The organism is Nonomuraea helvata, from assembly GCF_039535785.1.
Classification (GTDB): Bacteria; Actinomycetota; Actinomycetes; order Streptosporangiales; family Streptosporangiaceae; genus Nonomuraea; species Nonomuraea helvata.
Map to the genome: position 1 here is coordinate 401489 of NZ_BAAAXV010000012.1, position 21970 is coordinate 423458.

Below are 21970 nucleotides of genomic sequence, written 5' to 3' on the forward strand. Positions count from 1 at the left end.
CGGCTAACCTTGCGCAGTTGGGCGGATGGTGATGTCGCTGATTTCGACGTCCCGGGGTTGCTCGATGACGAAGGCGATGGCCCGGGCGACGGCTTCTGGCGCGATGCCGATCTTTTCCATGTTGTGGAGGATCCGCTCGCGGACCTGAGAGTCGTCGATCGAGCCGGCGAGTTCGGTCCGGACGAAGCCCGGCGACACGGCCGTCGTGCGCAGCACGCCATCGGTCGACTCCTGCCGCAGCCCCTCCAGCAGAGTGCGTACCGCGTTCTTCGTCGCGGCATAGACCGCCATCGTCGGGGTGATCGTCAGACCGGCGGTCGACACCGTGGCCACCAGGTGGCCGTGGCCCTGCCGGCGGAACACCGGCAGCGCGGCGGCGACGCCGTGGAGTATGCCGCGGAGGTTGACGTCGATCATCGCCGACCAGCCGTCCACGTCGAGGTCGGCCACGGGGCCGATCTTGGCGATGCCGGCGTTGCCCACCAGGACGTCGAGCCGGCCGAACTCGGTCACAGCATTCCCGACGAGCCCTTCGAGGTCCTCGCGGCGGGAGACGTCGACGGCCCGCGTGACGGCGCGCCCGCCCCGGTCGCGGATGTCCCGGGCGATCTCGTCGAGGCGCCGCGTCCGGCGGGCGCCGAGGACGACGGCCGCGCCCCGCTCGGCGAGCAGGCGCGCGGTGGCCTCGCCGATGCCGCTGCTCGCTCCGGTGATGGCGACGACCTTGCCGTTGATCGCTGACATGAGGAATTCCTCCACGGTAAAATGGACACGTGTCCGCTTATGTGCGTCACCGTAGCGGACATGTGTCCGTTTAGCCAAGCCGTCATGCGGAGAACAGATGAACGCACCCCGCCGCCGGGCCGACGCCGCCGAGAACCGCGCCCGGATCGTCCAGGTCGCACGAGAGGTTGTCGCGAATACGGACGAGGTGCGGCTCAACGAGATCGCCAAGCGGGCGGGTGTCGGCCAGGGCACCCTCTACCGCCACTTCCCGACCCGGGAGGACCTGCTCGCCGAGGTCTACCGGCAGGACGTGGACGAGCTCGTGGCGGCGGCTCCGAAGCTGCTGGCCGAGCACGACCCGATCACCGCCCTGGCCCGGTGGCTCGACCGGGTGGCCGACTACGCGGAGGTCAAGCGCGGGGTGTTCGCCGCGGTGGAGGCGGGGGTGTGGCAGGACCTCTCGGCCCACAGCCTCGGCCCGATCGGCGGCGCGCTGACCACCCTCCTCGACGCCGGCAAGGCCGCCGGAACCGTCCGCCCGGACGTGGACGCCCGGGACGTCATCCTCCTCATCGGCTGTCTGACACGTCTTGAGCAGGGTGAGTGGGACACCAAAGCCCGGCATCTGCTCCACATCGTCCTCGACGGGCTGCGCCATCGCCCCTAGCCGGTGTGTTGTCTGCGTTCATGACGGCAGGCCGGCCGGATTGTCGGCAAGCACACAGGCGACGGGCGGGTCGAGTTCGAGGGTCTCGACCCGGAGATGGGCGAAGCCGGCCTGGGTGAGCAGGTCCTGGAGCTCTTGGGCGGCTCGGGCCGTGGTGTCCCGGGTGGCGCCGGGGCAGCGGGGCTGGCTGACGAGCGCGATGCGCCCTGCGGGGCGGAGCAGGCGGCGCAGCTCGCGAAGCCGCTCCACCGGGGCGGGCCAGAATCCCACGGAGTTGACGGCGAGGATGGCATCCAGCGGATCGCCGAAGCTCGGCAGCTGCTCGACGGAGGCGTGTGTGAGGTGCACGCGGTGGGCGCGGACGGCGGCGGCGTTGCGGCGGGTGGCCTGCCGGACCATGGCCTGCGAGTGGTCGACGCCGAAGATGTGGCCCCGAGTGGCGCGACCGGCGAACTCGGAGATGGCCACACCGGGGCCGAAGCCGATCTCGAGCACCCGGTCGGTGGGCTGCACGTCCAGCAGCGACACCGCCCAGATGTTGCGCTTCCGGTTGGAGGGGCGGTGAGCGAACATCCAGCCGTTCGCCCACCCGACGAGGCCCCGGGGGCGACGGGCCTGGCCCACCAAGTATCTGATCACGCGTTGCTGGAGAGATGTACCTGCTGTCTGCATGATCGTCAGTCAACGACTTCAAGTATGCTTGAAGTCAAATGAGTGAGCAGTTGACGATCGGCGAGCTGGCGAGCCGCACGGGTGTCGCCACCTCCGCTCTGCGCTACTGGGAGGAGCTCGGCCTGCTCCCGGCGCCGGCCCGGGTCTCAGGCCAACGGCGTTATCCGCCATCGGCGGTCAGGCTGGTCGGTGTGGTGTTGTTGCTGCGAGATGTCGGTTTCACCTTGCGAGAGGTCAAAGCGTTCATCGCGTCTCGTACGCCGGCCGGCGACGGCTGGCGGGAGCTGTACCAGCGCAAGCTCACCGAGCTGGAGCAACGGATTGCCCAGGCTCAGGTGGCACGCACCGCCATCGCCCATGGTCTGGCCTGCCCGCACGAGGACATCTTCGAGTGCCCCAACTTCACCGGCGGGGTCGCGGCGTTCCTGGCGGGATCTTCCCTCGAAGAGGCTCACGAAATGGCTCATCGGTGACAGGCACGAGAACCCTCTAGGCCGCCCTGCTCAGGTTCTTGTCGAAGAAGCGGGCGAGCCTTTCGACGGCGAGATCCACGTACTGCCCACCCGGTGCCGAGCACGTCGGAGGCGGCGAGGAAGCCGGGGATCAGGTCGTCCGGCGGGAGGTCCGGCGTGGCGACCAGGGTGCCGTCCGCGAGGGGGACGCGCATGTACTGTCCTTGGGCGCCGCTCACGCCCTGACGGTGGATGCAGGAGCTCTGGTAGCCGGCCCGGCAGATCTCGCAGGTGTTGTCGGAGGCGAAGAACGAGCCGACCGCGAACTGGCCGGGCCGCAGACGCAGGTCGCAGACAGGCGGATGATCGCATCGGTCGGCTCGACGATCTGCGGTTCGGGACGGTCCTCGACGTGGACCTGCCCGGGGGCGGTCATGACGGCAACACGTATGAGTGGAACGCTTTCCTGGTAGGTGATGGTGGTCGGTTCAGGCGGCCGGATCGATCCGGACCGTGACCTGGTCGCCCGCGTCGGCGAGGCTCTCCAGACCGGCCTTGACGACGCCGAGGCGGATCAGGCCGGGGTCGGGCACCGCCTGGCCGAGGTCGTCGTAGTAGATGGCGATCACTCCGCTCGGGGACCAGAAGTAGATGTCCCCCGGGGTGATCATGGACGGGCGTGCCGCCCTCGACCGTGAGCAGGCGCGGCAGCCGCCCTGACTTCGCCTGCCCCCACGCGTCCGCCAGCCGCACGGTCAACGGCAGCATCGCGGCGAGTTGCCGTGCCGGTGGCGTGTCGTTCAGCGTCGCGGCGACGGCATGGTCGCCGAACCGCAGCACCACCGGCATGCCCGACGGAGCGCTCGCCGTGCCCGACGGCGATGCAGGTCCGGCAGTACATCCCACCTGGTGAGAGGTTTGCCGTACCGTCGTGTCATGGACAACCGGTCCGAAGTGCGCGAATTCCTCACCTCGCGGCGCGCCAAGATCACCCCCGAGCAGGCGGGCATGCCCGTCGCCTGCAATGGATGCTCGACGCCATCGCCACCGCCCCGGCGATCATCGGCAACAACCGGATGGACCTGCTCGCCGCCAACCACCTGGGCCGGGCCATGTACGACGACGTCTACGCCGATCCGACCAGGACGCCGAACTTCGCCCGGTTCACCTTCCTCGACAGCGCGGCCCGCCGGTTCTTCCCCGACTGGGACCTGGCCGCCGACATGACCGTGGCCAACCTGCGCACCGCGGCCGGCAAGGACCCGCATGACAAAGGCCTGCACGACCTGGTCGGGGAGCTGTCCACCCGCAGCGACGACTTCCGCCGCCGGTGGGGAGCCCACAACGTCCGCATCCACGGCACCGGCATCAAGCACTTCCGCCATCACATCGTCGGCGACCTCACCCTCTCCTACGAGAGCATGGACCTGCGTGCCGAGCCCGACCTCACCATGACGCTCTACGCCGCCGAACCCGGCTCCCCATCCGAGGACGCGCTACGCCTGCTCGCCTCCTGGGCCGCCTCCCAGGAAACCGGCTCCGCGGCGCGACCGCCCTCGGCCGATGCCGTGCCTGTGGTGCCGAGCCCGTCGTGATGCCGGGGTCAGGCGCCGACGTAGGCCGCGAGATGCTCGCCGGTGAGGGTCGAGCGGGCGGCGACGAGGTCGGCGGGCGTGCCCTCGAAGACGATCCGGCCGCCGTCGTGACCGGCGCCGGGACCGAGGTCGATGATCCAGTCGGCGTGCGCCATGACCGCCTGGTGGTGCTCGATGACGATGACCGACTTGCCTGCATCGACCAGCCCGTCGAGCAGGCCGAGCAGCTGCTCGACGTCGGCGAGGTGGAGGCCGGTGGTCGGCTCGTCGAGGACGTAGACGCCGCCCTTGTCGGCCATGTGGGTGGCCAGCTTGAGCCGCTGCCGTTCGCCACCGGACAGCGTGGTGAGCGGCTGGCCCAGGCTGAGGTAGCCGAGCCCGACGTCGGCGAGGCGGCCGAGGATGGCGTGCGCGGCCGGCGTACGCGCCTCGCCCGCGCCGAAGAACTCCTCGGCCTCGGTCACCGACATCGCGAGCACCTCGCTGATGTCGCGGCCGCCGAAGTGGTATTCCAGCACCGATGCCTGGAACCGCTTCCCCTCGCACTCCTCACAGGTGGTGGCGACGCCGGCCATCATCGCCAGGTCGGTGTAGATGACCCCGGCGCCGTTGCAGTTGGGGCAGGCGCCCTCGGAGTTGGCGCTGAACAGCGCCGGCTTCACGCCGTTGGCCTTCGCGAACGCCTTGCGGATCGGGTCGAGCAGGCCGGTGTACGTCGCCGGGTTGCTCCGTCGCGAGCCCTTGATCGCGCCCTGGTCGACCGAGACGACACCCGCCCCGGCGGGGAGCGACCCGTGCAGGAGCGAGCTCTTGCCGGAGCCGGCGACGCCGGTGACGACGACCAGCACCCCGAGCGGGATGTCGACGTCGACGTCCCGCAGGTTGTTGGTGCCGGCGCCGCGGATCTCCAGCTTGCCGGTGGGCTTGCGCACCGTCTCCTTCAGGGCTGCCCGGTCGTCGAAATGGCGGCCGGTGATGGTGCCGCTGCTCCGCAGCCCCTCGACGGTGCCCTCGAAGCAGACGGTGCCGCCCGCCGTACCGGCGCCGGGGCCGAGGTCGACGACGTGGTCGGCGATCGCGATCGTCTCCGGCTTGTGCTCCACGACGAGCACCGTGTTGCCCTTGTCCCGCAGCCGCAGCAGCAGGTCGTTCATCCGCTGGATGTCATGGGGGTGCAGGCCGATGGTGGGCTCGTCGAAGACGTACGTGGTGTCGGTGAGCGAGGAGCCGAGGTGGCGGATCATCTTGACGCGCTGCGCCTCGCCGCCCGACAGCGTGCCCGACGGCCGCTCGAGCGAGAGGTAGCCCAGCCCGATCTCCACGAACGAGTCGAGGGCGTGCAGCAGCTTGGCCAGCAACGGCGCCACCGACGGCTCGTCGAGGCCGCGGACCCACTCGGCCAGGTCGCTGATCTGCATCGCGCAGGCGTCGGCGATGCTGATGCCGTTGATCTTCGAGGAGCGGGCCCCTTCGCTGAGCCGGGTGCCGTCGCACTCGGGGCAGGTGGTGAACGTCACCGCCCGGTCCACGAACGCCCTGATGTGCGGCTGCATCGCCTCCCGGTCCTTGGAGAGGAACGACTTCTGGATCTTGGGGATCAGACCCTCGTAGGTGAGGTTGACGCCATCCACCTTGACCTTGGTCGGCTCCTTGTAGAGGAAGTCCTGGAGCTCCTTCTTGGTGTACTCGCGGATCGGCTTGTTCGGGTCGACGAAGCCCGACTCGGCGTAGACCCGCACCGTCCAGAAGCTGTCGGACTTCCAGCCGGGGATGGTGAACGCGCCCTCGGCGAGCGACTTGGAGTCGTCATAGAGCTGGGTGAGGTCGAGATCGGAGATCGTGCCGCGGCCTTCGCAGCGCGTACACATGCCGCCGATACGGGTGAAAGTCGCTCTCTCGGCCTTGCGCGCGCCGCGTTCGACCGTGATCGCACCGCTCGCCCGTACCGTGGGGACGTTGAAGGAGAAAGCCTGGGGCGAGCCGATGTGCGGCTGCCCGAGGCGGCTGAACAGGATGCGCAGCATCGCGTTGGCGTCGGTGGCGGTGCCGACCGTGGAGCGAGGGTCGGCGCCCAGCCGCTGCTGGTCGACGATGATCGCCGTCGTCAGCCCTTCGAGTACGTCGACCTCGGGCCGCGCCAGCGTCGGCATGAAGCCCTGTACGAAGGTGCTGTAGGTCTCGTTGATCATCCGCTGCGACTCCGCGGCGATCGTGTCGAACACCAGCGAGCTCTTGCCTGAGCCGGAGACACCGGTGAACACCGTCAGGCGGCGCTTCGGGATCTCGATGCTGACGTCCTTGAGGTTGTTCTCGCGCGCGCCGTGCACGCGGATCAGATCGTGGCTGTCGGCAACGTGCACCGCAGACGAATCCGTGTCCGTCCTCGTGGCCGTGCTCATCGTGTCTCCATCTGTACGTGAGGCCGCCTTCGCGGCCCCCGTCGGCGTCGGTGGCTAGATTTAACCAGTTGCGAGCAAATGTCCGGTTCTTTGTTCCTATCGGTCCTGAAGCAGCCCGAGAACGTTGCCATCGGGGTCGAGGACGGTGGCCACCAGGCGGCCGCCACCGACGTCGCGCACGGGCTCCTTCACAGTGGCCCCCGCGGCGGTCACCTCGGCCAGTTTCGCCTCGATATCCGGAACGTGCCAGTAGGCCACGGGCGAGGTCATGCCCTGCGCCCCACCGCCCGGCACCAGGCCGATGTGCTGGCCCTCGACTTCGAAGCCGACGTAGTAGGGCTCGTCGGCCTGAGGCTGGACGCCGAGCAGGGCGGCGTACACCGCCTTGGCCTTCGCCACGTCGGAGACAGGGTGCAGCACGGTCTTGATTCCCTGGGTGGAAGAGCCGGTCATGGTCGCTCCTGAAGTCATAAGCCTGGTGGGATTGGCCGGGCTTGAAGACGAAGACGAACGACTCGGACGGTCGTTCGTCTTGACCCGGCCCAGCTCACGCTAGCCGCGGCTCGGCTGACGACGCTTCTCGATTCCTGACCGGTCTGGTCACCGGCTCCTGAGCCGGTCTGCTCAGGACAGCTCGTTGATGCGGATCATGTTGCCCGCCGGATCGCGGAAGGCGCAGTCGCGAATGCCCCACGGCTGCTCGGTCGGATCCTGGACGACCTCGGCGCCGTCGGCCTTCAGCCGCGCGAAGACGTCGTCGAGCTCGGAGGTGGCCAGCACGATGCCGGCGTAGGTGCCCTTGGCCATCATCTCGGCGATGGTGCGGCGCTCGTCGTCAGTGACGCCGGGATCGACGCCAGGCGGATGCAGGACGATGGACGTGCCGGGCTGGCCGGTGGGGCCGACCGTGATCCAGCGCATCGCGCCGTTCCCGACGTCCTTGCGCACCTCGAAACCGAGGGCGTCGCGATAGAAGGCCAGGGAGGCGTCCGGGTCGTCGTGCGGGAGGAAGGTCCAGTGGATGGTGATGTCCATGGCGATCACGCTAGGCGCGGCTCGAGGGCCGGCGCTTCTCGATTCCTGACCGTTCTTCGCGCGCGCCGAAGCCGAGGAGGGGAAGTTGCGGTTCGGTCTACGAACTAATATGGTTCGGGGTACGAACTTAACTCTTTGTCGCGTTGGAGTGTGAATCATGAGTCGTACGGTCGTGGTCGTCGGCGGAGGTTATGGCGGTTCGGCGGTCGCCAAGGCGCTGGACGCCGAGGTTGATGTCGTTCTCATCGACCCCCGTGACGCGTTCGTCAACTCGGCCGGCTCGCTGCGGGCGCTGACCCAGCCCGACTGGGCGCACAACATGTTCTTCCCCTATGACCAGTGGCTCAGGCGCGGCACGGTGGTGCGTGAGCGCGCGGTCTCGGTGGACCCCGGCGGTGTCACCCTGGCCTCAGGCCGGCGGGTCGAGGCCGACTACCTGGTCCTGGCCACCGGCTCCAGCTACGCCTACCCGGCCAAGCCCGCCTCCGACTCCACGGACGAGGTCCTGGACGACCTGCTCCGGACCCACAAGGAACTGGCGGGATCCGAGCGGGTGCTGATCCTCGGCGCCGGACCGGTCGGTCTGGAGCTGGCCGGCGAGATCAAGGAGGTCTGGCCGCACAAGCACGTGACCATCGTCGACCCGGCCGAGCAGCTGCTGACCGCCTTCCCCGCGGAGATGCGCGAGGAGCTGCGCCGCCAGCTCGACGAGCTGGATGTCCACCTGCGGCTGGGCGCCACCCTGACCGCGCCTCCGGGGACCGAGCCCGGCCAGGCGGCGACGTTCACCGTCACCACGACCGGCGGGGAGGAGATCACCGCCGACATCTGGTTCCGCGCGCACGGCGTACGCGTCAACAGCGACTACCTCGCCGACGGCCGGCTGACGACCCGTACACCGCAGGGACAGGTGCCTGTCACGGAGACCCTCAACGTCCGTGGATACGACCACGTCTATGCCATCGGCGACATCACCGACGTCGCCGAGACCAAGATGGCCGGGTACGCGATGCAGCACGCCGAGGTGGTGGCCCAGAACATCATCGCCCAGCTGCGCGGCGAGCAGCCGGCGGCCACCTACCAGCCGCTCCCCCATCCCATGATCCTGCTCCCGCTCGGACCGCGCGCGGGTGTCGGCCAGTTGCCCACCCCCGACGGCCCGGTTGTCGTCCCGGCCGAGACCGTCTCGGCGTACAAGGGGGCCGACCTGTTCACCGGGCGCTTCACCGAGGAGTTCGGCGCCGTCGCCTGACGTGCTCCCCGCGGCCCGGACTACGGGCCCGGGCAGGCGTACGAAAAGATTTGCAGGGAAAGTCAGCTGGAAAGGCAGAACATTGTCCGCACATAACGTCGTCTTCGGTTTTGGCGCTCATTCCGGCATTGACGACATACCCGAGTTGTTGCGCATGGCCCAGCAGGCCGACCGGGACGGGCTTGACCTCTTCACCTTGTCGGACCATCCCTACATCGGCGGGCGCGTGGACGCCTATGCCGCGCTCGGCTTCATCCTCGGGCGTACTCAGCACATCGCCGGCTTCGCCAACGTCACCAACCTGCCGACCCGGCCCGCTCCGATGCTGGCCCGGACGGTGACGTCACTGTCGGCGCTGTCGGGTGGCCGGATCGTGCTCGGCATGGGCGCGGGCGGGTTGTGGGACCGCATCGCCGACATGGGCGTGCCACGGCTGACGGCCGGCGACGCCGTGGACGCCTTCGAGGAGGCGATCGTCCTGGTCAAGAAGCTGTCGGGCGGCGGCCCTCCGGTCACCTACCAGGGCAACCACTACCAGGTGCACCGGATCGAGCCCGCCCCCGTCACCGCGCCTCCCGTGTGGACCGGATCGGTCGGCCCGAAGTCCCTGGCCGCCACCGGCCGCGTGGCCGACGGCTGGATCCCCGGCCACGCCGCCGACTGGCTCAGCGAACGCTATCGGACCTCCCGGCCGATCATCGACGAGGCGGCGGCGTCCGTCGGCCGCGACCCGAGCGAGATCCGCACGGTCTTCAACTTCCCAGGACGCATCACCGACCGGCCGCTGCCCGCCACCCGCGACCACGACGGCCGCTGGCTCGGCGGCTCCGTCGGCCAGTGGGTCGAGGAGCTGACCGGAGCCGTGCTGGAGCACGGCGCGTCGGGCTTCACGCTCTTCTCCGCCGACCACGGGGCTCCCGACCTCACCGTTCTGGCCCGCTGGGCCCAGGAGATCGTCCCGTCCGTACGCGAGGCGATCGCGAAGTAGTGCCGCTCCCCCCGAACGGCATTCTGACAGTGGTTATGACCCTTTGAGTACCGGTATTGACCTTATTGATCCGTTTGCTTCGACGATCGATCATGAGGGCAGTAGAGCTTCTCACCCCCCCCGGGAGGATCTTGATGATTCGCCGCGCATCGCTGGCCGTCCTGCTCGCCCTCGGCACCCTCACCGTCATCGGCTCACCCGCACACGCCCGCGCCTGCAGGATCGACTTCCACTGCGAGACGTACTACTACAGCGACTCCGACCACACCACGCTGGTGGGGATCAAGTACGAGAACTGCGTCGGCGATGAGTCGTGGGTGGGCAGGCGCGGGTCGTATCCGGAGTTCTTCGAAACCCCCTGCTGAACCAGGACCGCTCCCCCTCGCTCATGGGTTCTCCTCAGGGTATCGATACCAGCGGTAGCGCAATCGGTTATCGTGTGGGCATGACCCGAGCGACCACCTCCGCACGACCACCCGGTCGCCCGCGTACCGGCGTCAACGCCGTGGTCTTCGCCGCGACGCTGAGCACGGTCCACGAGCTCGGCTACGCGCGTGCCACCGTCGACCGCATCGCCGCCACGGCCGGCATCGCCAAGACGACGATCTACCGCCGCTGGCCGACGAAGGGCGCGTTGATCGTGGAGTGCCTCCTTGACGCGTTCGGTCCGGTGCCGCTGGAGGGCGCCGGTCGAGCCGAGCTCATGTCCTCGGCCATCCGCTGGATCGCGGCGAAGATCGGCGAGCCAGGGGTGGGCGACGCGTTCGCCGGCGTGTTCAGTGACGCCGTCAGCGATCCGGCCCTGCGCGAGGTGCTGTCCAGGCGGTTGCAGGACCCGTACCGGCTCGCGCTCCAGGACGCGCTCGGCGAGCCGGAGGACCGGGTCCTGTTCTTCATCGACGTCGTCGTCGGAACCCTGCTCCACCGGATGGGCATGACCGGCGAGCCGATGTCCGACGCCGACGTCACCGCGCTGGTCGAGATGGTTCTGCGGTACTTCCCTGACGACGCCGGCCCGGCCTAGGCTTCGGTCCGCTTCTCCAGCCGGCTGCCACGCGGCAGGGTGACGGCCATGATGTTGCTGGGGATGTCCAGCTCGATGCGGTGCCATCGCCCGCGCGGGACGACGGCGGCGGTTCCGGCCGTCAGCCTGATCTCTTCCTCCTCCTGTCCCGGCCGCTCCGGGCGGAGGTAGAGGCGTATCTTCCCGATGATGCAGGACACGACCTCCTCTGCCTCGGGGTGGACCTCCCAGTGGTCGGCGTGGACGTCGGCGTCGGTCTTCGCATGAAAGGCCCTCACCTGCCAGCCGTCCTGGTCGGAGCCCGTCGGCCTCTTTCCGGCGTGGATCTCGCCGCCTTGGTGGAGCCGGAACGAGGACGCGAACAGATCGATCGGAGTGACAGTCATGCCGGAACGACCTTCCTGAGGGGTGATCTTTCAGCTGGCGGGGAGCGGATCGCGGTCATCGGTCTGCGCAGCCTGCTCAGGCCGTGGCGGGCTGGTCCGGCGCAGTACGGTGAGGGCGATGAGGACGGCGGCGACCAGGAGCGCGGCGCCGAGGGTCAGGCCGAGCGCGTATCCGTCGTTGAGGGTCTCGGGCGTGGCGATCCGGCCGGTGCGGTGGTGGGCCGCGGTGCCGAGTACGGCGAGTCCGAGCGAGGCGCCGATCTGGCGTGAGCTGTTGAGCAGGCCCGAGGCGGTGCCGGTCTCATGGGGTGCGACGCCGGCGGTGGCGGTGGAGACCACCGGTCCGAGACAGAGCCCGAAGCCGACGCCGACCACGATCGAGGGTCCCAGGACGTCGGCGGCGAAGGAGCCGTCCGAGCTGATCAGGCCGAACCAGGCGAAGCCGGTCGCGGTCAGCAGCCCGCCGATGACCAGAAGGGTCCGCGGCGCGAGGCGGTAGCCGAGTTTGACGGCGAGCACGGAGCCGGCGATCACACCGAGGGCGAACGGCAGGAACTCGATCCCGGCCAGGGCCGGCCCGGTTCCGAGTACGCGTTGCAGGTAGAGGGAGACGAAGTAGAAGGATGCGGCCATGGCCGCGCCGACCAGGAGGTTGTAGGCGTTCGCGCCGGCGACCGAGCGGTTGGCGAACAGGCCGAGCCGGAGCAGCGGTTCGCGGGCGGTGGTCCGTTCGAGGTGGACGAACGCGGCCAGCAGCGCGGCGGCGACCGCCAGAGTCGTCAGGGTGACCGGCGAGGTCCACGCGTACTGGTCGGTGCGCACGATGCCGAACACCAGCAGGGTCATGCCCGCGGTGGCCAGGACGGCGCCGAGGATGTCCGGACGGCCGCTGCGAACCGGGGTCGGCCCGGCGGCGACACCCCGCCAGACCATGGCCAGCGCGCAAGCGACCATCGGCACGTTCACGAACATCACCCAGCGCCAGCCGGCGTACTCGGTGAGCAGGCCGCCGATCAGGACGCCGAGAGCGCCCCCGGCGGCGTTCATCGCGCTCCAGATCCCGAAGGCCCGGATGCGGGCCCTGCCCGAGGGGAACGTCGTGGTCAGCAGCGCCAGCGCCGCCGGAGCCAGCGCGGCGGCCCCGATGCCCTGTACGGCTCGGGCGGCGACCAGGTGGCCGGGTACCTGGGCGAGGCCGCCGACGAGTGAGGCGAGGCCGAACAGGCCGAGCCCGAGCAGCAGGATCCGCTTGCGGCCGTACCGGTCGGCGGCCTTGCCCCCCAGCAGGAGCAGCCCGCCGAAGGTGAGCGCGTAGGCGTGGATCACCCAGGTCAGGCCCACTGCGCTGAAGCCGAGGCCGGCGGCGATCTGCGGCAGTCCGACATTCACGACAGACAGGTCCAGCGAGACCATGAACTGCACGACGGCCACCGCGGCGAGGGTGAGGCCCGGCCGCGCACCCGACTCGATGACTGTGCTTCCGGATGTACCGACTGGGGTTCTCATGACCGCAATCGTCGTCCTGCCTCTGCTCGGAGGCGTCGTACACGCGAAGTCACCTGCCGCTACCACATCGGGACCGACGGCCGGCAGGACTACGACGCCGGGAGTACTCCCGCAGGACGAGGAGGCGTCACGGCTCCGGGCCCGGCCGGCTGACCTTCAGGAGGAACAGGGTGCTCGCAGGACTGGTCAGTTCTGCGAACCGCACGGGCTACATCCGGGTCCGCGCGTACGCCTGCAGTGCGTCGCGGACGAACATCGCCCCCGCGGCGTCGTCGTACATGCCGGCGAAGCGGGGGTCGTCGACGTACATGTCCCCCAGGCATTTCACCATCTCGATCGAGCGCTCCCGGTCACCCTCGGCCGTGGGGGTGCCCGGGATCTGGCTCAGCCACTCGACGTGCCGGGCAGCCAGGGACCGAGCGTGGTCGGATGCCGGAGAAACCCCGGCCTTCGCTGCGGCGACCCATGCGGCGACGAGGTCCTCGGTGGCCTGCTTCCAGGCTTGCTGCTGGTCAAGGGTCTTGCCGTGCCACCAGTCGTTGCTCGCCTGGAACGCGCGCTCGCCCCATCGTGAGATCACCTCCTCCTCGTAGTGGTCGTTGAACCCCGCCAGCATGACGTCCATCCGCGGTTCCGCCCCCGTCTGCAGGGCCTCGAGCGTGTGACGCACAGAGCGGATCTGCCGTTCGATGCGGTCCCGTTCCTCTTCCAATGCGGTGATGTGGGCGCGGAGCCCCTCGCACGTGTCCACCTCGTCGGCCAGGACCTCGGCGATGGCCGGCAAGCCCATGCCGAGCCGGCGCATGAGCAGGATCCGCTGTAGCCGGGCGACCGCGGTGGGGTTGTAGTAGCGGTACCCGTTCGCGCCGACACGGGACGGGGCCAAGAGCCCGACGCGGTCGTAGTGACGCAGGGTGCGGCTGCTGATGCCGGCCCTCGTCGCGAGTTCCTGGATCGTCCACTCCATCGTTCCAGTGTCACCCGCGGCGGAGCGTGGCGGCGATGATCTCCGAGCTGTCGGCGTGCAGGGCCTGCGCCGCCGTCTGCCCGGTCGCCGCCAGGTAGGTGTCGACCAGCCGGTTGCCTGCGGCGTACCCGGCGCCCATCGGCAGTCCCACCGGGGTGAGGCCGAAGCGCTCGGCGCTGGGGTCGCCGTGCACCCAGGCAGTGAAGTTCTGCATGCCTGTCACGTCGAGCCCGGTGAGCACCTTGCTGAAGACCTCGTCGTCGTGCAGGTGCGGCGCGCCGATGCGGGCGTAGCCGAGCTCGTCGCCGTAGAGCTGGCGGGCGAAGGCGTCGGCCAGACCCTCGCCGACGATGTGCTCGCCGACCGTGACGGTCATCGGGTTCCACACGACCCCGCCCGGGCTGTAGCGCAGGTTGTGGTTGAGTTCGTGCACGGCGGTGGCCTCCAGCCGGTCCACGTTCTCGGGAAAGGGCCAGAACGTGATGGCGATGTTGCCAGAGATGCCGCCGAACCCGGTCAATCCTTTGCAGGGACCCATGAAGTGTTCGTCACCCGGATCGCCGAGGACGAACAGCACGGTGATGTCCGGGGCCTCCAGCCCCGGCGTCGCCTCCAGAAGTACGGTGAGAGCGTCGTCGAGCGCGCGTTGCATCCGCTCCCAGGCTCCGGCAGCCGCCAGGGTTTCGAGCGCGTCGAGGCAACGCTCCTCGTCGCGGTCGATAGGGAACCCAGCCGATTGGAGGTGCAGGGCCACCAGGTCGACCTCGCCGGGGCTGTAGCGGTACATGCCCCTGTTGGCCTCCAGCATCGAACGCAGCAGGTCAACGCGGTCCGCGACCGGGGCCAGCAGGATCCGCTTCATGGCGGAGTATGTGTCAAGAACTGTGATCGACATGGCCCCGATGCTAGAAGTTGACGCAGCGTCAAGGTCAAACCAGCATCGCTTTTCGCCTTGCCCGGGCGCCGCCGGCGACTGCCTGCGCCGAGCCTGCCCGAACAGCAGGCCCGAAGGCTCAGCTCAGGCGGAGGCGTAGTCGCCCAGGGCGGGCTCCAGCAAGTCGAAGGCTTGGCTGGCTTCGGCGGCGATGGTGTGGGCGATCTGGTCGTTGGGGTGTCCGGCGAGCGTGAGGGTCTGGATGCGGTGAAACAGCACGCGGTGAACGGCACCCAGCAGGGCGGCGGCGGTCTGCACGGTGATGTCGTCGTACTGGGCGGCAGTGGCGTCGGCGAGCACCTGGGCGAGGTGATGTTCCCGCTGGTCGTGCAGCCCGCGCAGGCAGGCGGTCAGGGTGGGGCTGTCGGCGATCATGCGGGCGAACCCCTGGCCGGAGAATCCGGCGACCGGGTCCTCGGCGGCCACGGCATCGGCGAACGCGCGGCGCAGCGCGGCCAGCGCTGATTCTCCTGGGCGTCGTGCGGTGACGGCACGGGCAAGGGAGGCGGCGAACTCCTCCTGATGGTCCAGAGCCAGGTCTTCCTTACGCGGGAAGCAGTTGGTGACGGTCTTCTCGGCGACGCGGGCGGCGGCGATCTCGGCGATGGTCGTCCGCTCTTCCAACCCTTCTCATACGGGCGAGAACCCGAGTCGGCACTTCGGGTGAAAGAGGGTGACGACACCACGGAAACGGAGCACAGGCTTGACAACTGACAGGAGCCTGGAGGACGCCGAGCTGATCCAGCGGTCTGGGCGCGATCCCGCCGCTTTCGCGGCCTTATTTGACCGGCACGCCCCCGCCTTGCACCGCTATGTGACGCGGCGGCTGGGTGCCTCGCTGGCCGACGACGTCGTGGCGGAGACGTTCCTGACCGCCTTCAGGCGTCGCGCCCGTTACGACGTCAGTCACCCCGACGCCCGTCCTTGGCTGTACGGCATCGCGGCCAACCTGATCGGCAAGCACCGTCGTACAGAACAGCGGTTCTACCTGGCCCTGGCGAGGACCGGCGTCGATGAGGTGGCGGAGAGCTACGCCGATCGGGTCGAGGCCCGGGTGTCGGCGTCGGCGGCGCAGCGCGATCTCGCGGGGGCGCTCGCGGTGTTGTCGTCGGAGGACCGCGAGGTGCTGTTGATGATCGCTTGGGCGGATCTCAGCTACGAGGAAGTGGCACTGGCCCTAGGCATACCCATCGGCACGGTTCGCTCGCGGCTGCATCGCGCCAGGAAGAAGACGCGCGCGGCGCTGGGCGGCGTTGATCCGTCCGCCATCGTTCTGGATGAGGAGGAGGCAGAGCGTGGATGACCTGGAGATCCTCGCCAAGATGCGGGCAGACGCGCCGCTACCGGAGGCCGAGCGGCTGCGCAGGCTCCGCCGCCGGGTGACACGGCGCGGGCGGAGGTTCGTGATCATGCCATCCCTGCTGGTCGCAGCCGTGGCGGCGGTCGCGATCGCAGTCGTCGCAGTCTCGGCGCTCAAGCGTCCGCCGGAGATACGGCCCCTGCCCGCCGTGGAGACGATCCTGCTGAACTCGGAGACGGTGCTCGAGCGGGCCGCCAAGACCGTTGAGAGCCGGGCCGCCGCGCCGGAGCCCCGGCCTGATCAGTGGGAGTACACCAAGATCCTCAATGTCCAGCCTGCGGACGGTCGGACCATGACGTACGAGAGCTGGCTGCGCTATGACGGCAAGCAGAGCGCCGGACGGGATCCAGAGGGGAACTTCCACGTGCGGGATGTTCCACCCGATCCGGGGGATGACGACCTGTCGCCCCAGCAATACCGGGAGAAACTACTCAAGCTCCCCACCGATCCGGACAAGCTGCTCGCCCACGTCGTTGGCGACCGGCACTGGATCGACTATCCCAAGGAGGAGTCCAAGCTGGTCGAGGACCCGGACTCGCGTGCCTACCGCATTCTCTCCCTATACCTGAAGCAGCAGGCGGTCATGCCGCCCAAACTCGAGGCGGCCATCTTCCGCGCACTGGCGAAGATCCCAGGGGTGGAGATCGAACAGAACGTCAGGGATGCGACCGGACGAACGGGGCTCGGCCTGTTCCGGTCCACTATCGGGGAAGAAAACGAACGCCGCTACCTCATCCTCGATCCTCGCACGTATCGGGTCATGGCCGACCAGTCGATCTGGCTGCGCGATGAGGTGATCAACGGGGAGGTGGCATTCCGGAAGGGTGCGGTCTTCGCTGATGTGTGGCTGGCGGCCGGCATCGTCGACAAGCCCGGCGAGGTCCCCTAGCCGGCGCTGTGACCAGAGAGCGCGGTGGCCGCCGTGGTGGGCGTCACCTTCGTCCTCATCTTCCTGCTCGCCGACCAGAGAGCTCGCGACCGGCGGTGACCGTACTCGCCGGCGGTGTGCGGAACCTTCCGCACACCGCCGGCGCCTGGGCCGCGCTGTGGCGCTCGAAACAGCCATGACCTGACCAGGCCGCTGCCCCGACGGCGTCCCGACCACTGCCTGCGACCTCAAGAACCCCGCTACATTCGCCGTCGCTCTGTCCGGCATCACCTCGGTCTTCCTTTACGCCCAGGCCTCGCACATCGCCGAGTTCATCGACGCCGCCGGCACGAACGGCGTCGAACACGTCGTGCTGTCCTCCGCCGCTGTGCTCAAGCCCGACGCTGCCGACGACTCATCGCCCCGCGAGCAGATCCTTCGGTCGCGGGGCAGCACCAACCTCGGTGGCGCCCTATCCCCAGGCCGCCACCGAGGCGGCCAACGCGGGGTTCGCACCAGATCGGCACAACCTGCCTGGTCTCCATCAGCCGTGGCGGTCGGCCGGTCGCCGGGCCGGAAGGCCGGAGCGCGGCGCGGTCAGTGGGAATCGGGTCTGGGGATATGGATGCCGGCGGCGCGGAGCTTGGCCTCGAAAAGCTCGGTCAGCCGCGCCGCGGCCGGCGTCTGCTCTTCGCCGTGGTGGGCGATCAGCGTGTACCGGGTCGCGGTATCGGTGCGGGCTTGCAGGCCGGTCACGGTCTCCAGCAGTGCGGGGTTGGCGAGGTAGTGGTCGGCCGCGGCGGTGGCGAACTCGGCGATGCGGGGGTCGTCCGGTTCCCAGGCCGCGGCCTCGGCCACGCGCTTGCCCAAGTCGACGAGCCAGGTGTCTTCGAGGGCGTGCTCGAAAGAGGTGAGGTAGTCGTCGAAGCCTTCTGGGACCAGGGCCTTGGCCAGCACCCAACCCTCCCTGGTGGCCGCCACCTCGTCCGCGGAGAATCCGAGGCCCGACATCCGCTCCAGCAGCGCCACAGCACGGTCGGGCAGCAGAGCCCGGTTGCCGTCGGCGAGCCGGTGCAGCGTGTCACGCCGTACGGTCAACTCCTCGATCCGTTCGGTGAGCTGCCGCTCGACGTCCGCGAGCGCGGCGGCGAACAGCGCGGCATCGGCGTCGAGCAGCGGCCCGATCTCGGCCAGCGGCACCCCGGCGGCGGCCAGCGTCCGGACCTGCACCAGCCGCAACAGGTCGTCCGATCCGTACCGCCGGTAGCCGGAGCTGTCGCGTTCCGGCTCCTCGACCAGGCCGAGCTTGTGGTAGTGCCGCACCGTCTTCACCGTGACGCCGACGAATGCCGCCGCCTGCCCGATCGTGACTCCGTTCCTCATCTGCTCAGCCTGCCTTGTGTTCGAGCTCGGCGACTACACACCCCAGCCGAGCATATGGACGGGCCATGCCGAGCCCGTTGAGCTCGGCATGGCCCCGCTTCGGGTTCGACCTGACGTACGACCGGAAGGGGTCGCCCCTCGAGGTGTACGGATCACAGGCGCTCAGTCGGTCGGCTGAGCCGGATCGGCCTGCCCACCGCAGAACACCTCGTTGACGAGCCTCTGCTGGGCGATCTGGAATGCCGTTGCGATGGACAGGTCGGCGTCGTCCACGCAGTTCAGCGCGGCGGTCAGGGTCTTGCTGCCGTCGGGTGTGCTGTACATCAGCGCCGCGTGGCCCACGGCGGCGCCGTTGTGGGAGATGACGGTGCCGCCGCCATCCGTGTTCACCACGAACACGCCCAGACCGTAGTCCATGTTCGGGATGCCCGTCGGGTACGGGGTGCACATCTCGGCCAGCAGCGGGGCCGGCAGGAGCTTGCCGCCCATCAGCGCGGAGATGAACGTGTGGAGGTCCTGGGTGGTCGAGATCATGTCACCGCCGCTGGAGATCCAGGAGGGGTTCTGGCGGGTGATGTCGATCGTCTTCTGCTCACCGGCGTCCTCGTACCGGTAATAGGCGTGGGCGTACGGCTCGGGGATCTCCGGCGAGGCGTCCGGCACCACGGTGCCCGACAGCCCGAGCGGCCCCAGGATCAGCCGCTGCATCTCCTCGGCGACCGAACGGCCGGTGACCTTCTCGATCAGCAGCCTGGCCAGCACGTAGTTGGTGTTGGAATAGCTCCAGCCCGTCCCCGGCTCGAACCGCGCCGGCTTGGACAACGCCAGCTCCACCAGCTCCTGCGGCCGGTAGGTCTTGAGCCGGTTGTCCATCCACTCCTTGCCTGTGGTGCCGTAGGGGATGGGGATCCCCGGCGTGATCGTCCCGTCGCCGTTGACCTCGCCGCTGAAGTTGAACACCCCGCTGGTGTGCTGCAACAGCATCCGCACCGTGATCCGCTCGTCCAGCCCGAGCTCGGGCAGGTAGTCCGCCGCCGGAGTGTCCAGACCGACCTTGCCCTCGGCCACCAGTTGCAGCACCAGGGTCGCGGTGAAGGTCTTGGTGTTGCTGCCGATCCGGACATGCCCGTTCGTCGGCGGCTTCGCGGACCCGCCCAGCTCGGCCGCCCCGGCGCTGCCGGCCCACTCCCCCAGCTCATCGTTCACACGCAGCGAGACCCCGACGAAACCGGAATCGACGATCTCCTCGATCGCCTTCTGCAGCTCCGGGCGATCCTGCCCAGCAGCAGCCGCCGGCACGGTCCCGCTGTCCGCAGCGGCGTCGAGGGCGGTGGTGATCTTGCGGGCCATCTCGGCCGTGGCGGGGCTCGGCCGACCCTGGTGGATCTGGGCGGTTTCGACAGCGACGAGGACGGTGCTGCGGAAGTTGTCGGCTTCGGCCGGATCCTGCTTCTTGAGCAGCTTCATGGCCGCGGTCAGGGCCGGCAGCACGCGGTCGGCGATCTCGGCCACGGACCTGCCGGTCAGGTCCTTGCCCTTGGGATACTCCGCGAGCACGTGACCGACCAGGCCGGTGGCCGAGCCCAGCGCGATGCTGCCGTTGGCGGCGGTCTTGTGGGGCTTGCCGGCGGCACCGGCGGCGGCCATCAGCGACACGGCGCCGTACGCGGCGGTCCGCAGGGTGCTCTTGTCCTGGTCGGAAAGGGTGATGGACATGGCTGTTTGCTCCTTGAAATCCTTTATGTCCGGTCGGCGTCGCGCCGCTGCGAAGAGCTTCCACCCTGACCTAAGGTCAACCTCAACCGTGATCTAGCTCACAGGTTGAGCTCCCATGCCGACGAAGACCGCTTGGAGCAGGCGATCGCAGTAGGCGGGTGTCAGTGGCTGCTGCGTGATCAGCAGCCGGACGTACAGCGGTCCCGACAGGATCTCGAAGCCCAGGTCCTCATCGAAATCGGGGACGAGTTGCCCCTGCTCCTTGGCGGCCTGGAGCCGAGCCAGGGTGTTGGCCGCCTGAGGCTGGATGAAGCGTTCGTTGAGGGCGGCGGGATTGGCCGGCTTCGTGTACCCAGCGTTCGGTGAAGAGTCGGGGTCAGTGGGCGGGCCGCCGGGTAGCGGACGCGGGTGGCAGGCGCGCATCAGGCCCGAGGCCGCGCTGCGCGAGGCGATCATGTCGACGCGCAGCGGACGGCTGCCGGTGCGCACGGACGCGACCGCGCGCTCGGCGACGCGCAGCAGCTCGCGGGCGTGGGGCAGGAACGCCTGCCCGTCGATGGTGAGCTCGGCGCCGCGGGCGGTGCGGGTGAACAGCCGCACGCCGAGGTTGCGCTCCAGCGCGGCGATGCGCTTGGAGACGGCCTGCTGGGTGACCGCCAGCTCGGCGGCGGCCTCCTGGAACTGCCCCGCGTCGGCGGCGGCGACGAAGGTCCGTACGGTGTCGAGGTCCATGCCGACACCCTGCGGACACAACCGCTCGTTGTGGCCGATGGCCCCGCAGTTGTTTGATCCCCTGGTCCAGCGCGCGCTTTGATGCTTGCGATCACGGATCGGTTGTGCGAGCGAGGGGGCGTCGGGCATGAGAAGCGGGCACCGGTTGGGGCGGCGGTTCGGGTGGCTCTGGGGAGCGTACGGGACCAGCGCGCTCGGCACATGGCTCGCCTTCGGCGCCTTCCCACTGATCGCCATCCAGGTGTTGCATGCCGGACCGGCCGAGGTCGCCGCGCTCTCCTGCGTGGGGGCCGTGGTGGGAGCGGCCGTGGCGGTGCCGCTGGGTCCGTGGGACCCCACTGCTGTTCCCCCGCCGCCCGGCCGTCCCTCTCCCCGAACCGGAGCCGACACTCAGCCGCACCTGACAGGCCGCCACAGCCGTCACCGCGATCGGGCCACGGCCCCTTCGGAGCGGCTCGCCTCTCCGCGTACAACTCGGAGATGAGCGTGACGGCCTTCGCGCCGTGGCCGATGGGGTCGCGGCGCGGCACATCGTGGCTCACGTGCCCAACGTGTAGTCGGCCCCGGCGCGCGCTCTCGCGTGTCAGGGCACCCCTCATCGCCCAAGGAGAGAAAAATGACCGTCACGCCGCCGCCGCTGGACCCCCGGACGGCCGCACTGCTCGTCATGGATTACCAGCAGGGAATCCTGGCCTCGCTCCCCGGCCTGGCCAACCCGGAAGCACTGCTGTCACGGGTGGCCGGTGCCATCGCCGACATGCGAGCGCACGACGCCGCCATCGCCTACGTGCGGGTCGGATTCACCGAAGCCGACTGGGCGGCGATCCCACCGGCCAACAAGACCTTCTCCTTTCTCGGCCGGCAGCACCTCATGCACCACGAGGAGCCTGACAGCGCCTTTCACGCTCAGCTTGCCCCGGAGCCCGGCGACATCACCGTCCGCAAGACCCGCTACGGCGCGCTGTCCACGACAGACCTGGACCGGCAACTGCGGGATCGCGGAATCACCACCTTGGTCATCGCCGGCATCACCACCAGCGGCGTCGTCCTGTCCACCGTCGCTGACGCCGCCGACCGCGACTACCAGCTCTACGTCCTCTCCGACGGCGTCACCGACCCGGACCCGCAAGTCCACCAGACGCTGATGACCAGCGTTTTCCCGAGACTGGCCCACATCATCGACACCGCCGAACTGCGGTCGCTCCTGCACGAAAGTCATCCTGATCGGGAAAAGACCGGCAGGGCATGACCGTCAATGATGATCAGCGACCGTCAGGGGATCGCTGTCAGCGGCGTTCTCGGTAGCTT

The 21970-nt window shown here is 69.1% G+C and carries 24 protein-coding genes and 1 pseudogene; 11 read left to right on the forward strand and 14 right to left on the reverse strand.

Features of this window, described 5'->3' with window-relative positions; all coding sequences use genetic code 11:
• Positions 1-3 precede the first annotated feature (3 nt).
• Positions 4-744 carry an SDR family oxidoreductase gene (locus ABD830_RS52145; protein ID WP_345003078.1) on the reverse strand — a complete coding sequence of 247 codons (741 nt, stop codon included), beginning with the start codon at positions 742-744 and terminating at the stop codon, positions 4-6.
• 97 nt (positions 745-841) lie between these two features.
• On the opposite strand from ABD830_RS52145, the gene ABD830_RS52150 reads away from it, so the two are divergent.
• On the forward strand, positions 842-1393 hold the full coding sequence (locus ABD830_RS52150) for a TetR/AcrR family transcriptional regulator (RefSeq protein ID WP_345003079.1): 552 nt from the start codon (positions 842-844) through the stop codon (positions 1391-1393).
• Between the two features lie 18 nt (positions 1394-1411).
• Here ABD830_RS52150 and ABD830_RS52155 read toward each other — a convergent pair whose 3' ends face one another.
• Positions 1412-2032 (reverse strand): class I SAM-dependent methyltransferase, encoded by a 621-nt coding sequence (locus ABD830_RS52155; RefSeq protein ID WP_345003080.1) that lies wholly within the window; start codon positions 2030-2032, stop codon positions 1412-1414.
• Positions 2033-2115: 83 nt separating this feature from the next.
• Here ABD830_RS52155 and ABD830_RS52160 point away from each other — a divergent pair, with 83 nt between their 5' ends.
• Complete coding sequence (locus ABD830_RS52160) at positions 2116-2538, forward strand: MerR family transcriptional regulator (RefSeq protein WP_345003081.1); 423 nt, start codon at positions 2116-2118, stop codon at positions 2536-2538.
• Positions 2539-3005: 467 nt separating this feature from the next.
• On the opposite strand, the pseudogene ABD830_RS54565 reads toward ABD830_RS52160, so the two are convergent.
• A pseudogene (locus tag ABD830_RS54565) lies at positions 3006-3366 on the reverse strand (cyclophilin-like fold protein).
• Positions 3367-3545: 179 nt separating this feature from the next.
• Here ABD830_RS54565 and ABD830_RS52180 point away from each other — a divergent pair.
• The gene (locus ABD830_RS52180) at positions 3546-4112 is read left to right on the forward strand and encodes an MmyB family transcriptional regulator (RefSeq protein ID WP_345003084.1); all 567 of its coding nucleotides are present in this window, start codon (positions 3546-3548) and stop codon (positions 4110-4112) included.
• A gap of 8 nt (positions 4113-4120) precedes the next feature.
• Here ABD830_RS52180 and ABD830_RS52185 read toward each other — a convergent pair whose 3' ends face one another.
• The 3 genes from ABD830_RS52185 to ABD830_RS52195 form a co-directional block, all read right to left on the reverse strand.
• Positions 4121-6511 (reverse strand): ATP-binding cassette domain-containing protein, encoded by a 2391-nt coding sequence (locus tag ABD830_RS52185; RefSeq protein WP_345003085.1) that lies wholly within the window; start codon positions 6509-6511, stop codon positions 4121-4123.
• Positions 6512-6607: 96 nt separating this feature from the next.
• Positions 6608-6964, reverse strand: coding sequence for a VOC family protein (locus tag ABD830_RS52190; protein WP_345003086.1), 357 nt, complete (start codon positions 6962-6964; stop codon positions 6608-6610).
• A gap of 171 nt (positions 6965-7135) precedes the next feature.
• A complete protein-coding gene (locus ABD830_RS52195; RefSeq protein ID WP_345003087.1) occupies positions 7136-7546 on the reverse strand; it encodes a VOC family protein in 411 nt (136 codons plus the stop codon).
• Positions 7547-7703: 157 nt separating this feature from the next.
• On the opposite strand from ABD830_RS52195, the gene ABD830_RS52200 reads away from it, so the two are divergent.
• The 4 genes from ABD830_RS52200 (at position 7704) to ABD830_RS52215 (ending at position 10810) form a co-directional block, all read left to right on the forward strand.
• Complete coding sequence (locus ABD830_RS52200) at positions 7704-8798, forward strand: NAD(P)/FAD-dependent oxidoreductase (protein WP_345003088.1); 1095 nt, start codon at positions 7704-7706, stop codon at positions 8796-8798.
• A gap of 82 nt (positions 8799-8880) precedes the next feature.
• The gene (locus ABD830_RS52205; RefSeq protein ID WP_345003089.1) at positions 8881-9786 is read left to right on the forward strand and encodes an LLM class flavin-dependent oxidoreductase; all 906 of its coding nucleotides are present in this window, start codon (positions 8881-8883) and stop codon (positions 9784-9786) included.
• A gap of 134 nt (positions 9787-9920) precedes the next feature.
• On the forward strand, positions 9921-10151 hold the full coding sequence (locus ABD830_RS52210; protein ID WP_345003090.1) for a DUF6289 family protein: 231 nt from the start codon (positions 9921-9923) through the stop codon (positions 10149-10151).
• Positions 10152-10231: 80 nt separating this feature from the next.
• A complete protein-coding gene (locus ABD830_RS52215) occupies positions 10232-10810 on the forward strand; it encodes a TetR/AcrR family transcriptional regulator (RefSeq protein WP_345003091.1) in 579 nt (192 codons plus the stop codon).
• Here the strand turns inward: ABD830_RS52215 and ABD830_RS52220 are convergent.
• The 5 genes from ABD830_RS52220 to ABD830_RS52240 form a co-directional block, all read right to left on the reverse strand.
• A complete protein-coding gene (locus tag ABD830_RS52220) occupies positions 10807-11196 on the reverse strand; it encodes a cupin (protein ID WP_345003092.1) in 390 nt (129 codons plus the stop codon). The genes ABD830_RS52215 and ABD830_RS52220 overlap by 4 nt on opposite strands.
• Before the next feature lie 30 nt (positions 11197-11226).
• Entirely contained in the window at positions 11227-12702 is a 1476-nt protein-coding gene (locus tag ABD830_RS52225; RefSeq protein WP_345003093.1) for an MFS transporter, read from the reverse strand.
• A gap of 208 nt (positions 12703-12910) precedes the next feature.
• Positions 12911-13669: a MerR family transcriptional regulator gene (locus ABD830_RS52230; protein WP_345003094.1), complete on the reverse strand. Its 759-nt coding sequence runs from the start codon at positions 13667-13669 to the stop codon at positions 12911-12913.
• 10 nt (positions 13670-13679) lie between these two features.
• Positions 13680-14564: a DUF2268 domain-containing putative Zn-dependent protease gene (locus tag ABD830_RS52235; protein WP_345003095.1), complete on the reverse strand. Its 885-nt coding sequence runs from the start codon at positions 14562-14564 to the stop codon at positions 13680-13682.
• Between the two features lie 123 nt (positions 14565-14687).
• The gene (locus tag ABD830_RS52240; RefSeq protein WP_345003096.1) at positions 14688-15227 is read right to left on the reverse strand and encodes a TetR family transcriptional regulator; all 540 of its coding nucleotides are present in this window, start codon (positions 15225-15227) and stop codon (positions 14688-14690) included.
• A gap of 79 nt (positions 15228-15306) precedes the next feature.
• Here ABD830_RS52240 and ABD830_RS52245 point away from each other — a divergent pair, with 79 nt between their 5' ends.
• Together ABD830_RS52245 and ABD830_RS52250 are read left to right on the forward strand one after the other, a co-directional pair.
• On the forward strand, positions 15307-15906 hold the full coding sequence (locus tag ABD830_RS52245) for an RNA polymerase sigma factor (protein ID WP_345003098.1): 600 nt from the start codon (positions 15307-15309) through the stop codon (positions 15904-15906).
• Positions 15899-16852 carry a CU044_5270 family protein gene (locus tag ABD830_RS52250; protein ID WP_345003099.1) on the forward strand — a complete coding sequence of 318 codons (954 nt, stop codon included), beginning with the start codon at positions 15899-15901 and terminating at the stop codon, positions 16850-16852. Before ABD830_RS52245 ends, ABD830_RS52250 begins: the two co-directional genes overlap by 8 nt.
• Before the next feature lie 576 nt (positions 16853-17428).
• On the opposite strand, the gene ABD830_RS52255 is transcribed toward ABD830_RS52250, so the two are convergent.
• The 3 genes from ABD830_RS52255 to ABD830_RS52265 form a co-directional block, all read right to left on the reverse strand.
• Complete coding sequence (locus ABD830_RS52255; RefSeq protein ID WP_345003100.1) at positions 17429-18214, reverse strand: MerR family transcriptional regulator; 786 nt, start codon at positions 18212-18214, stop codon at positions 17429-17431.
• A 162-nt stretch (positions 18215-18376) separates the two neighbouring features.
• Positions 18377-19930 carry a serine hydrolase domain-containing protein gene (locus ABD830_RS52260; RefSeq protein WP_345003101.1) on the reverse strand — a complete coding sequence of 518 codons (1554 nt, stop codon included), beginning with the start codon at positions 19928-19930 and terminating at the stop codon, positions 18377-18379.
• Between the two features lie 93 nt (positions 19931-20023).
• Positions 20024-20662, reverse strand: a complete 639-nt coding sequence (locus tag ABD830_RS52265; protein ID WP_345003102.1) for a LysR family transcriptional regulator — start codon at positions 20660-20662, stop codon at positions 20024-20026.
• A 127-nt stretch (positions 20663-20789) separates the two neighbouring features.
• On the opposite strand from ABD830_RS52265, the gene ABD830_RS52270 reads away from it, so the two are divergent.
• Together ABD830_RS52270 and ABD830_RS52275 are read left to right on the forward strand one after the other, a co-directional pair.
• Positions 20790-21146 carry a hypothetical protein gene (locus ABD830_RS52270; protein ID WP_345003103.1) on the forward strand — a complete coding sequence of 119 codons (357 nt, stop codon included), beginning with the start codon at positions 20790-20792 and terminating at the stop codon, positions 21144-21146.
• Positions 21147-21278: 132 nt separating this feature from the next.
• On the forward strand, positions 21279-21911 hold the full coding sequence (locus ABD830_RS52275; protein WP_345003104.1) for a cysteine hydrolase family protein: 633 nt from the start codon (positions 21279-21281) through the stop codon (positions 21909-21911).
• The last annotated feature ends 59 nt before the right edge of the window (positions 21912-21970 follow it).